At 33.0% G+C, this 12,389-nt stretch carries 14 protein-coding genes; 5 read left to right on the top strand and 9 right to left on the bottom strand.

Translation table 11 applies throughout. The annotated features are described in order from the left end of the window. Positions 1-46 precede the first annotated feature (46 nt). The 3 genes from V7719_RS02475 to V7719_RS02465 form a co-directional block, all read right to left on the bottom strand. A complete protein-coding gene (locus V7719_RS02475) occupies positions 47-610 on the bottom strand; it encodes a porin family protein (protein ID WP_335728272.1) in 564 nt (187 codons plus the stop codon). A gap of 137 nt (positions 611-747) precedes the next feature. Continuing rightward, positions 748-1,143, bottom strand: a complete 396-nt coding sequence (locus tag V7719_RS02470) for a hypothetical protein (protein WP_335728271.1) — start codon at positions 1,141-1,143, stop codon at positions 748-750. Between the two features lie 40 nt (positions 1,144-1,183). Next, positions 1,184-1,462 (bottom strand): hypothetical protein, encoded by a 279-nt coding sequence (locus tag V7719_RS02465; protein WP_335728270.1) that lies wholly within the window; start codon positions 1,460-1,462, stop codon positions 1,184-1,186. 137 nt (positions 1,463-1,599) lie between these two features. On the opposite strand from V7719_RS02465, the gene V7719_RS02460 reads away from it, so the two are divergent. The 5 genes from V7719_RS02460 (at position 1,600) to rpe (ending at position 5,627) form a co-directional block, all read left to right on the top strand. After that, a complete protein-coding gene (locus tag V7719_RS02460) occupies positions 1,600-2,598 on the top strand; it encodes a hypothetical protein (protein ID WP_335728269.1) in 999 nt (332 codons plus the stop codon). A 59-nt stretch (positions 2,599-2,657) separates the two neighbouring features. After that, entirely contained in the window at positions 2,658-2,894 is a 237-nt protein-coding gene (locus V7719_RS02455) for a hypothetical protein (RefSeq protein WP_335728268.1), read from the top strand. A 211-nt stretch (positions 2,895-3,105) separates the two neighbouring features. Beyond that, positions 3,106-3,480: a hypothetical protein gene (locus tag V7719_RS02450; RefSeq protein WP_335728267.1), complete on the top strand. Its 375-nt coding sequence runs from the start codon at positions 3,106-3,108 to the stop codon at positions 3,478-3,480. 94 nt (positions 3,481-3,574) lie between these two features. Beyond that, positions 3,575-4,438, top strand: coding sequence for a sigma-70 family RNA polymerase sigma factor (locus V7719_RS02445; protein WP_335728266.1), 864 nt, complete (start codon positions 3,575-3,577; stop codon positions 4,436-4,438). Positions 4,439-4,964: 526 nt separating this feature from the next. Then, entirely contained in the window at positions 4,965-5,627 is a 663-nt protein-coding gene (gene rpe, locus V7719_RS02440; protein WP_335728265.1) for a ribulose-phosphate 3-epimerase, read from the top strand. A 6-nt stretch (positions 5,628-5,633) separates the two neighbouring features. Here rpe and V7719_RS02435 read toward each other — a convergent pair whose 3' ends face one another. From V7719_RS02435 to V7719_RS02410, 6 genes are all read right to left on the bottom strand, one after another. Next, complete coding sequence (locus V7719_RS02435) at positions 5,634-7,973, bottom strand: GumC family protein (protein WP_335728264.1); 2,340 nt, start codon at positions 7,971-7,973, stop codon at positions 5,634-5,636. A gap of 2 nt (positions 7,974-7,975) precedes the next feature. Beyond that, the gene (locus V7719_RS02430; protein WP_335728263.1) at positions 7,976-8,734 is read right to left on the bottom strand and encodes a polysaccharide biosynthesis/export family protein; all 759 of its coding nucleotides are present in this window, start codon (positions 8,732-8,734) and stop codon (positions 7,976-7,978) included. A gap of 85 nt (positions 8,735-8,819) precedes the next feature. Further along, positions 8,820-9,938, bottom strand: coding sequence for a glycosyltransferase family 4 protein (locus V7719_RS02425; protein WP_335728262.1), 1,119 nt, complete (start codon positions 9,936-9,938; stop codon positions 8,820-8,822). Positions 9,939-10,086: 148 nt separating this feature from the next. Then, entirely contained in the window at positions 10,087-10,848 is a 762-nt protein-coding gene (locus V7719_RS02420) for a glycosyltransferase family 2 protein (protein ID WP_335728261.1), read from the bottom strand. Continuing rightward, complete coding sequence (locus tag V7719_RS02415) at positions 10,848-11,393, bottom strand: WcaF family extracellular polysaccharide biosynthesis acetyltransferase (RefSeq protein WP_335728260.1); 546 nt, start codon at positions 11,391-11,393, stop codon at positions 10,848-10,850. The genes V7719_RS02420 and V7719_RS02415 overlap by 1 nt, the downstream gene beginning before the upstream one ends. Continuing rightward, entirely contained in the window at positions 11,394-12,335 is a 942-nt protein-coding gene (locus V7719_RS02410) for a UDP-glucuronic acid decarboxylase family protein (protein ID WP_335728259.1), read from the bottom strand. Positions 12,336-12,389: the final 54 nt, after the last annotated feature.

The raw sequence follows: 12,389 nt of genomic DNA, 5'->3' as shown, positions 1-12,389 counted from the left end.
ACAGATTATTATTAAAGGTTAATACAACTAAACATTTCGCTTAGTGCTAAAAGAAGAAATAGCCCACTGACAATTGAAACACTCCATTTCTTACTTCAAAATCATCACTCTCGTCATCAACATTTGAAATTCCAATGTTATATCTAAGTTCAAAGTTCAATCCATTATTCATGGCATACCCTATTCCAAAGTTTAATCCAAAATCTAAATCATTAAGGAATTCTTTAATGTCTTCTTCTTCTCCATCAAATTCAGAATTTGCGGATAGCAGCAACCCTATCTGAGGGCCAGCTTGTATACTAACTCCGTCAGCGATATAGTACTTTAACATTAAGGGCAGATATAAGTAATTCGTTTTCAGTTCTTCATCAAATTTAGAATCTTTAGCCCCTTGAGATGAATACAAAAGTTCTGGCTGAAATGAAAATTTCTCTGAGATTTTAATCTCAGTAATGACTCCAATATGGAATGCAGTTCTAGAATCTAAATCGCCTGCATCTCCTGTTAGTGTCGCGAAATTTACTCCTCCTTTAATCCCAAAATTAATTTCTTGTGCTTCCGTTGTATTCCAGAAGTAAATCATAAATAATACAAATAATACATTTTTCATAATACGTTGTTTTAAAACACAATAGCAAAAGTTAATGTGCGTATGGTGTAATGATTAGTTTGGTAAACTTAATTGCAAAATCTGCATCTTGCTTTTTGAAATTGTCTAAAAATATGAGGCTTTTTTATCTACATAAATCAAGGTGATAATTGAAATGTGTTGGATTTCCATTCAAAAGAGTCTTTAAACGCCAAACCTATTCCTGCCAATATCCCTAATGGTAAAACAATGGTTAAAATGGTTGAAAGTGTTTTGTCTTTTATTTTAATATTATTTATATGTTCTTGATTCAATAATATTTTATCAAGCTTGCCCTTCGTTTTTTTTATTCCGTAATAGTTTTCGTTTTCAAAAACAATATTCTTAAACTTAATATTAACACCATTATTTGTTTCTACTTTTACTTTTACATCTTCTAATGCTGCTTGTTCTAATGCAACAGATGCAGATTTATACACTGTACAACTTTGAAAAACAACAAGCATAGATAAAGTAATAGACAAATTTTTTAATTGATTTTTAATTGTTTTCATATTGGTTGGTTTTAATTGGTTTAACTTAATTTCAAAATTTTCATAATAGGATTATCGTTTTAATAGTATTGATGTTTAAAAGGACTTTCTTCATTTTGCCTTTAAACCGTTTGAGGCCAAAAAATCTACCAGAATCAATTCCAACGTTTTCAAGTTTCAAAATCTCATTTTTATACGTTATAACCTCAACCCTTTTTAAATTATCCTTTGCTCGATTGAGCTTATTACATTTTTCTTTGTAGGCATCAATCATAGAGATACTTGGTATAGACCAAAAAAGCAGAATATGAGTTTTCGTGTTTTTTTCTGAAGATTTCATAATTCAATTGTTAAAAGATTATGATCAAACTTACTTTGCAATAATTGATAATCGTTTGACTAGAATACGGAAATAATAATTTATTTTTTGTAATTTTCACAAACCAGCTATGTATCCTACTTGTAATTTTTAAAAAAATGCAAGAACAATTTATTAAGTATCTAAAGGCAAAATTTCAAGACAACACCTCCTTTGTTGAAGAGATAGCGTCTATCTTGGATATAGGTTATGATGCAGCCTACAGAAGAATAAACTCAAAAACTATCCTTTCATTAGAAGAAAGTGTCACCTTAGCCAAACACTTTAAAATTTCGCTCAATAAATTGTATGAGGTTGGAAATCAATCTTCAATTTTAACAGAGCTATCACCAAGACCATCAGATGAACAAGGACTCGAACAATGGTTTAAGCAATCTTTACAAAACGTTATACCATTAACGAAACTAAAACAAGCAGAAATAATCTGGTCTGGTAAAGACATTTCACTTTTTAGAACACTTACCGATTCGTATTTAACGCGTTACAAAATGTATGTATGGCTTAAAGATTTGAATGTAGACATGGCTAAAAGTAAAATCTCTTTTGATGATTGGGTGAAACGCATTCCGCAATCTTTACTAGATAGTGCTTTCGAACTAAGCGAGGTATATAAACACATAAATATTACTGAATTATGGAATGACAATACCGTAAATGGCACATTACAACAAGTCCTTTATTATTATGAAGCAGGTTTGGTTTCTAGAGATTTGGCTTTATTGATATGTGATGATATTCATGATGTTATAAACCAAATTGAAGGTCACACCATCAACCAAAGTATTGATAAGCAAGAAAACAAAACCTTTTTCCGACTCTATAAATGTGATTTACATACCTTAACCAATACTGTAATGATAGTCACTCCAAGTCAAAAAGTATTTTTCTCTCCATTCACAGTTTTGAGTTATTTTAAAATAGAACATAAGCCAACATGTGATATGATGTACGAGTTTTTACAAAAACAGATGTCAATTTCTAAGCTTTTGGTTACTGCTGGTGAAAAGGATCGTAGCTTATTTTTTAAAACTATTCATGATAAAATTTCACTCACAAAAGAACGGATCAACTTAGATTATAAAATGAATTTTTTGTAAAAGTTTAGTTTCCCACGCAACCTTTTGGAGATATGTAAAACTATAGGGAAACAAGTCTTATGAATCTCTCAAAATTTTCACATTTCCTGATGCCTATTATAGTTAGCTCTTGTGCTTACGATTTGGATGAACATTTAAAAATCAATCCCATTCTAGAAACACAAGACGCTATTGGTGCAGATTCTGATTTATTCGACAATCTAAAAGATATTGGAATCGCTGCAAAAAGCAGATTAAAACCCTTTAAGGATAGTCCAGATCATATAATTTGGAGCATAAAGCTACAATGTCTTTAAATCTAGGTTTAGGATTAGAAACGAAATTGTTCTAAGAGATATACTTCAATGTGGAAACTAATTTTAATTATCAACTCAAACCATTCGCTCAAAAAAATAGCATAGACCTTTTTATTATCTCAATACATACAGGTATCGAATATCGATTTTAGAATGAAATGAAGTCGTCAAACATTTGCTTTTCTCGTCTTTTTTTCGTATACTATTAGTTATGATACATGAGGACAAAGAAAAATACAAAGATATTTTAAAAGATTCTGTTGATTACTTAGAACAACATGGTTTTGAAAACATCAAAGCCGACGCTGAAGGTTATGAAACGCCCAAATCTTTCATAAAAAAAGGTAGCGATATTACTATCACACCAGATATCGTAGCCGAAAAAGAAGGGAGACAACATTATTTTGATATTAGTCTTAAAAGTGAAAAGCCAAAACTACTAAAATCAAAATGGCTGTTTCTCAACACTTTAAGCGTTATAAAGTCACGTCCTTTCAGATTAATCACAACAAAAGGGCATTACAAATTCACTAGCGAAATGCTTGATGACATTAACCTCAACAACAAAAAGTTAATCAAAATTTAAATTAATTTTAATTATCTTGTAACATTTTCAGTACTTGTTACGTATAACTATGTAGTACAATACATTTGCCCAAATTTTTAAAGGAGATAATTAAATGAGACAACTAAAAATCACCAAGCAGGTTACCAATAGAGAAACTGCATCATTAGATAAATATTTACAAGAAATTGGAAAGGTTGATTTGATTACTGCTGATGAAGAAGTAGAATTAGCTCAACGCATCAAAGCAGGTGATCAATTAGCTTTAGAAAAATTAACTAAAGCTAACTTACGTTTCGTTGTTTCTGTAGCAAAACAATATCAAAACCAAGGTTTAACTTTACCAGATTTAATTAATGAAGGTAATTTAGGTTTAATTAAAGCTGCACAACGTTTTGATGAGACACGTGGATTTAAATTCATATCTTACGCTGTTTGGTGGATTCGTCAATCGATTCTTCAGGCTTTAGCTGAACAATCTCGTATTGTACGTTTGCCATTAAACAAGATTGGATCAATTAATAAAATTAATAAGACCTTTGCCTTTTTAGAGCAAAGTCATGAGCGTCCACCAAGTGCTGAGGAAATTGCCAAAGAGTTAGACATGACAATTAGCGATGTAAAAGAGTCGATGAAAAACTCTGGACGTCATGTATCAATGGATGCACCTTTAGTTGAAGGAGAAGATTCTAACCTTTACGATGTATTACGTAGTGGAGAATCTCCAAATCCTGATAGAGATTTATTACATGAATCTTTACGTACGGAAATAGAACGTGCATTAGAAACATTAACACCTCGTGAAGCAGATGTTATTCGTTTATATTTCGGACTAGGAAATCAACATCCTATGACTTTAGAAGAAATAGGAGAAACATTTGATTTAACTCGTGAGCGGGTAAGACAAATTAAAGAAAAAGCGATTCGTAGGTTAAAACATACATCTCGTAGTAAAATATTGAAAACATATTTAGGATAGTAATTTTTTTAATAAATTACGACTAAATTACGGCAACAACAGTTACAAAACATAACTGTTCGTTTTTTGATTGATGAAAGAACCCAGAGCTGATTACTCTGGGTTCACTCATTTTATAAAGTCAAGTAATTGTAAATGAATAACTTAATTTTTGCGAAAACACCATTTTAACAACACTTTGCACCCCTTTTTGTACCCCCGAGTAATCAAAACTCTTTATAAGTGTTGATTTTATTGACGTTTTATAATAGTCGAATTTTATTAAATGACCCTAAAACCGATTTCTCAAGGTTCACTCATTTTACAAAGTCTCTTGATCTAAGACCTACATCCAACCCATTAATACAAACAAGCCATATAGCACAGCTGTCGCAATCAATAAAACTAGTAGTGAAGGTATTAAGAGTTTAAATAACTCAGCAAAAAATAATTTTATCTTTTCGTCCATTTAACTAATATCGTATAATATAAAGTGATTACAAAATAAGACTGTATCTTTGTGCAAACCAAGTATACTTATATAAAAATGTCTAAAGTACTTATAGCTCCTTCAATGCTAGCTGCCGATTTCGGCAATCTTCAACGCGATATAGAAATGGTAAATAACAGTGAAGCCGATTGGTTTCATATTGATGTTATGGATGGTCATTTTGTTCCAAACATTTCTTACGGAATGCCTGTCATACAAGCCATAAAAAAACATGCAACCAAACCGCTTGATGTGCATCTAATGATAGAAAAGCCTGAGCGTTATATTGAAGAATTCGCTAGAGTTGGGGCAGATATTATTACTGTTCATCACGAATCTACTGTGCATTTACACCGCACACTAACTCAAATTGAAGATGCGGGATGTAAAGCTGGAGTTGTTTTAAATTTAACTACACCAGTATCGGTTTTAGAAGATATCTTACCAAAGTGTTATATGGTTTTATTGATGTCTATCAACCCCGGATTTGGGGGTCAGACATTTGAAGACATGACCTACAATCGTGTAAAGAAATTGCGTAAAATGGCTAACGACCAAGGATTAAACACACGTATTGAAATTGATGGCGGTGTCACCGATAAAAACGCAAAAGCACTTGTTGATGCTGGTGCAGATGTTCTTGTAGCAGGTAGTTATATCTTTAAAAGTGAGAACCAAACAGAAACCACAAAGTACTTAAAATCGATAGCTAACAGTTAAATAAGACTAGTCGTTTTTACTTCCGTAACCATAACCATAGCCATAGTTATAAGAATAGCCGTAAGACCGACTTGCTCCTACATCATTGATAACATAAGCCATATTTTTAATTTTTCCGCTATCAGATAAATTCTTAGAAAACTCTAATAAATTTTTCTCTGTATGGTCAGCTCTCAATAAATAAATTGTAGCATCTGCATATTTGGAAATTAACAGGGTATCGGTTACTAAAATCGTTGGAGCTGTATCAATAATGATATAGTCATATTGTTGCTTTGCTTCATTCAATAACGTTTCGAACCTCCCATTGGTAAGCAATTGCGTAGGATTAGGAGGGATATCACCTGATAAGAGTATCTCATGATTAGGGTGTTTTTCAAACCCTTTTACAACTATATCTTTCCATTCTACTGATTCATCATGCAAGTAATTGGATAATCCTTGCAGGTTCTTATCCTGAGATATGTAAGAGTGAATTTGTGGATTTCTTAAATCTGCTCCTATAAGCAATACTTTTTTATTAATGCTAGATAGAGCCAAAGACAGATTAATACCTACATAGGTTTTACCTTCTCCTTTGATTGTTGACGTACAGTAAATTACTTTACCATCGGAACTACCTGTAGTCGGCAATATATAGTTCACATTTGCGCTTAATATTCTAAAGGCTTCAGACTGTACAGAGCGATCTGTTGGGTTATCAAATACAAGATTCTGTCCTTTTATTCTAGGTAATTCAGCTAAAACCGGAATATTACCAACACGTGAGGTGACATCCTCCTTCCCTTTGATCTTAGTATCCAATAAATTACGAGAATAAATAACTCCAAAAGGGATTAATAATCCAGCGACCAAAGCCATTAAGTAAATATTTTTAGGGTTTGGTGAAATTGGACCTCCACCAGATAAGGCATACTCAACCACTTTAATAGACGGCTCTGTAACAGCCAAATTAATGGCAGCTTCTTCCTTTTTCTGCAGTAAGAATAAGTACAAGCTCTGCTTAATAGCTTGTTGGCGCTCTATTGAACGTAACAGCTTTTCTTTTAAAGGTAAGCTCGATACTTGAGACGCATACTTTTGGTTTTTTCCAACCAATTGCTGCTTGGTTACCTTCAATTGTGCTTGATAGGAGTTAATCGAGCTGATGATATTAGATTTAACGCTAGATATCTTATCATTTAGAACTGTAAATGTTGGATTGTTTTGTCCAGCACTTGTAATTAACTTATCGCGTTCAAACACCAAATCATTGTATTGAGTAATAAGTCCATTGATATTTGCATCGTCTAAACCAATATTAGAAGGTAATAATTCGGAATCTACACTTTCAGGACGTAAACTCTCCTTTAATAACCCTGAAATCACAATTTGATTTTCGATACTAAAGACCTGATTTTCTGATAAAGTACGCTGCGAAAGCCCTAGCTCTGCATCGGATTCTATATTTATAAAATTATTGGACTTTTTAAAATCTTTAATCCCTACTTCAATAGAATCTAACTCTTTCGTTAAAAGCTTAAAACGAAGCTTAATAAAATCAATAGTCCGCTCTGAAACTTTCTGCCGATCTTTAACACCATCGTCATCAAAGACCTTAATAACGGTATTAATTATGGCACTTGACCTAGCCTTACTTTGACTTGTATGTTTTAGCTTCAGTAAATCGCTGCTTTTACCTAGCATGGTAATATTAAGTTGTCCTTTTAGTTTTCGGGTAGCACTAGACACCGGAACAAACTTTAGTATATAGGTTTTCCCAATACTTTCTGATATTTTTGAGACATTCTCAAATTGCAGCTCAAAAGGTAAATTGTGATCGACATTGTAAGAGTTAAAATCAGGAATTATAATCGTCCTATCTGAATCACCTTTAGAGATACTAAAATTAGTGTCTTCAACTCTTATTTTATAGGATGAGACATTTTTAATACTATCGTTAGACAACGTTTTAACAAGCTTAAATGGAAACTTAGCAATTTCAGTTGTCAGTATATTTCCTTCTTCATAAAACGCCATCGTGAGGTTCAAAGTATCAACCACTTTCTCAATAATACGATAGGATTTTAATATTTCAATTTCATTCTCTAGGTTAATATTTGACCTATTAAATACGAACGCAGAAGATGGTAATTCTAAGCCTTTAGTTTTATTGAGGATTTTAATCTTGGCCGAAGATGAATATATTTTAGGTGTATATCTCAAATATACATAAGCACCAATTAATGCCAATAAAATTCCAAAAGCAAACCAATACCAATAGCGGCCATACTTTTTGATTTCATGCTTTATAGTTTCTCCTTGATCGTTCTTTTTTAGAGAAGCTACATTTGACTCTTGATTCATAACTATCTTGTAATTAGGACAACTGTCGTTAATAGAATTGAGATAACTGAAATAACAGTTGAAGTATTACCCACAAAACCAGCACTCTTTACTTTAGGGTTGTTTGGATTTACAATGATGACATCATTTGGCCTAATTTGATAAAAAGCGGTATTAATAAAATTAGTAGACGTCAAATCGATGTGCGAGATAACGCGATTACCTTCCGTTTCTCGTAATACAATAATATCTTCTCGTTTCCCATTGATGGTTAAATCACCCGCATAGCCCAAGGCTTGTAGTAAGGTAATATTATACTCTGTAAAATTAAAAGTACCTGGCTGATTCACCTCTCCCAAAATTGTCACTTTAGCATTGAGCAAACGCACATTAACTGAGGGGTCTTTTAAATGACCACCATCCTCAAGTAAGACTTTAATATGCTCTTGAAGTTCTAAAACTGTTTTATTGTTAGTAGAAATTGGTCCTAACTGAGGAAAATTAATGGTATTGTCTTCGGAAACCAAATAGCCCTCCAACTGCATCAATGCGACACCTCCAGTATTTCCGCCATTAGTTAACTTATTATAGGGTAATGCAGACTCTTGAACTAAAGCTCCAACAACTATTTTTAAAATGTCATTAGGCTGTATTTTAGGGCTTGAAAACTCTAAGGCTGTTTGAGGATAATCTATAGAATCTTGCATATACAAAATTTCCTTCTTAGTCGCACATGAACTTACCAAAATAAAAATTACACAAACACGAACAATGTTCTTCATTACCATAGAGTTTTAAAACGATTACAAATATAGTTGCAATTAAATGATTGACAAAAGTTAAGCCAATTTAAGTCATTTGAGGTGTTTAGTCCTTCAAGGATTTTGGTAACCATTTCTTTGAGGTCAGCCAATTGTATATAAATAAAGAAGCATATAAAAAAGTACCAACAATAACCAATAAAATAACCTGAAATAGAATATCAAAATCACGTATTTGGTATATAAATGCTATAAGTAATAAGTTTAGAACCACAATGAAAATTGTCGTTTGAGCATGAGAGAAGCCTAATTTCAAAAACCCATGATGAATATGATTTTGATCGGCTGAAAATGGACTTTTTCTGAGTATAATTAATCTTATCAAAAATATTCTTAAGGTATCCAACAGCGGAAAAAAGACAATAGCGAGCACTAAAATTGGGGCAGAATCATAAAATTCTGAAGACGAATTCATTTGAGTTTTACTTAAAAAACGCACAGCACAAAAGGCAATCAAAAAGCCAACGATCATTGACCCAGTATCTCCCATAAATATTTTCTTTCGCTTCGAAAAGTTTAATCGTAAGAATGGGATTAAAGCACCTATGGTAGCCACAGTCAACGTTGACATCGTAATATCATTGGTTTTTACAAATAAAAATGCAAATGCCGCGGAACCTGCAGCAGCAAGGCAACCAGCTAATCCATCAACACCATCAATAAGATTATAGGCATTGATAACCAGCACATAAACAAAAAGTGTAAATGCCACAGATAACCAGTACGGTATAATAGTTATTCCAAATATTCCTGATAGCCCTAAAATTCGTGTATCTGTAAAAATAATGAGTAAAGACGCAGCCAATATTTGCCCTAAAAACTTCTTTTTGGGAGACAGTATTAACAAATCATCTTTTAAGCCAAGAAAAAAAAGCAAGGTCAAACTCCCAAGTACTAAGAGCAATATTTTTGTATCTAGCAAGGCACCAACCGTAGTAATAACCACCATCAAACTTAGATAAATACCAACGCCACCAAGTGTTGGAGTCATTTTATCATGCACGCTACGGTCACCAGGCTCATCCATTAAACGCTTAGCTATAGCCACTTTAAAAATAGCAGGGAAACTAGAAAGAGAAACAATAAAAGCAATTACAAACGTAATTGCTAGCCATACTCCTAGGTAATCTAAAGGATTAAAATACTTTAGTAATTCTTGTATCATATCATGTACTTATGTTTCGCATCATAAAATTACTACTGCGAACTACAACTGCAAATATAGTTTATAGGATCAAGTTTAGGTCGAAAAATTGTTAAAAAGTAAGTAGTCGATTATTATTAACAGCCATTGAATATCATGTTGTTAGCAATTATTTCTTAAACCACTGTGGGATTTTTGAAAGGTTCTTTTGCAGTATCACTTTAAAAGGGAAACGCAGTCCATTTGTTTTGGCTGCTCTATAATCTTCTTTGGTTTTCGTTAGTACATTTTTAAGGCTTCTATTACTCGCACCTCCAACACGCATTTTAATTATGGTTTCAGACAAATAGTGAAATGTGTATTTACGCTTACCAAATATCCTAAGGATAAAATCATAATCTGCAGCAATGTCATAGTTCAAGTCGAAGTCTCCATTATCATTATAGACGTCGTTCTTTAGAAACAAGGTAGGATGCGCAGGCATCCAACCGCGATTCAAAAGCTTATTACGAAATGGCTGACTTACCCAATTTCTGACAATTTGGTTTACATCATCAAAATTCACATAATGCAAATTCCCGTAGACGCCGTCAACCTTATGCTTATCAAAGGCATTTACTATTTTTTCTATAGTCGTCATTTCAGCTAAATAATCATCACTATGAACAAATCCAACAACATCACCTGTTACTCTGGACAAGCCTTTGTTTAAAGCATCATAAATCCCTTTGTCTTTTTCAGAAATCCATTTGATCTGATGATGCGTTTCAGATTTAGATGCAATCAACTCTAAAGTACCATCATTAGACTTCCCATCAATAATGATGTATTCGATATTTGAATACGTTTGGTTTAAAACCGAACTCATGCACATGTCCAAAGTTTTGGCACTATTGTAAGTTGCAGTAATCAAAGACACTTTTAAAGACATTAATCTATGGTTCTAGTTTTAATTTTCAACGCAGGATTACCACGATAAATACCGTAAGGATCTAAATCAGTACTGGTTACAGATCCTAGGGATAATACGGCATGACTTCCAACAGTAACACCAGGGCCAACAATACTTTTGGCTCCAATCCATGATCCCGATGCAATACTAATGGGTTTTACTATGAGGTCAAATGCTGGAGATTTATAATTATGATTTCCGCAGATTAAAAACGCCCCTTGAGATATACAAACGTTATCGGCTATGGTCACGTCATCCAAATTATCGATCCACACCTCTTCTCCAATCCATGAATGGTGACCAATGGTCAATTTCCATGGGTACTTTATATTTACTGAAGGTTTTATAACGACTCCCGAACCAATTTTGGCTCCAAACCGTTTTAGCCAAAAAATTTTGAGAGATGATGATGGATTAAAACGATTTTTTAAAAATAACTCGTTAACAAAATACCATAAGAATCGTTTTAATTTAGATCCAGGTTGGTACCAGTTATTGTTATATGTTGATAAATCTGTTTTCAATTATTTAGCTATTAGAGATTCGAAATAAGCAATAGTTTTTGTTAAACCTTCATCAAGTTCTACTTTTGGTGACCATCCGTTAAGCTCTTTTTCTGCCAAGTCAATTACGGGTTTACGTTGTAACGGATCATCTTTCGGCAAAGGTAAGTATAACAATTTTGACTTAGAATTTGTAAGGTCAAGTACTTTTTCAGCCAATTCTAGCATCGTAAACTCATGTGGATTCCCAATATTTACAGGGCCTACAAAACCATCTCTACTATTCATCATTCTTATAGTTCCTTCTACTAAATCATCTACATACTGAAAACTTCGGGTTTGTGTGCCAGCTCCAAATATTGTTATATCTTCTCCTTTTAATGCCTGAACGATAAAGTTTGAAACTACTCTCCCATCGTTTGGATTCATATTTGGCCCATAAGTATTAAAAATTCTAATGATCTTAATTTTAACTTCATTTTGAATATGGTAGTCCATAAACAAAGTTTCAGCACAACGTTTTCCTTCATCATAACAAGAACGTAAACCAATAGGATTGACATTTCCCCAATACGTCTCTGGCTGAGGATGTACTGCTGGATCCCCATAGACTTCACTTGTAGAGGCTTGTAAAATTTTAGCTTTAACACGTTTTGCAAGACCCAACATGTTAATCGCGCCCATAACAGAAGTTTTAATTGTCTTTATCGGGTTATATTGATAGTGAACAGGTGATGCAGGACAAGCCAAGTTATAAATTTCATCGACCTCAACCATATAGGGATTAGTAACATCATGACGAACCAATTCAAAATAATGACTATCCATTAAATGTTCAATATTTTTTTTGCTCCCGGTAAAGTAATTATCTAAGCATATCACCTCGTTACCTTCATTTAACAAACGTTCACATAAGTGTGAACCCACAAAACCAGCGCCTCCTGTGATTAAAATTCTTTTCATGTGTATTATTTTTATTTATTAATTGTCACATGCTGTTCGCTATTGACCATCTCC

The sequence above is a fragment of the Psychroserpens sp. genome, assembly GCF_036960315.1.
Classification (GTDB): Bacteria; Bacteroidota; Bacteroidia; order Flavobacteriales; family Flavobacteriaceae; genus Psychroserpens.
The sequence above is the reverse complement of the archived record's forward strand: the minus strand, read 5'-3'. Positions and strand labels throughout refer to the sequence as shown.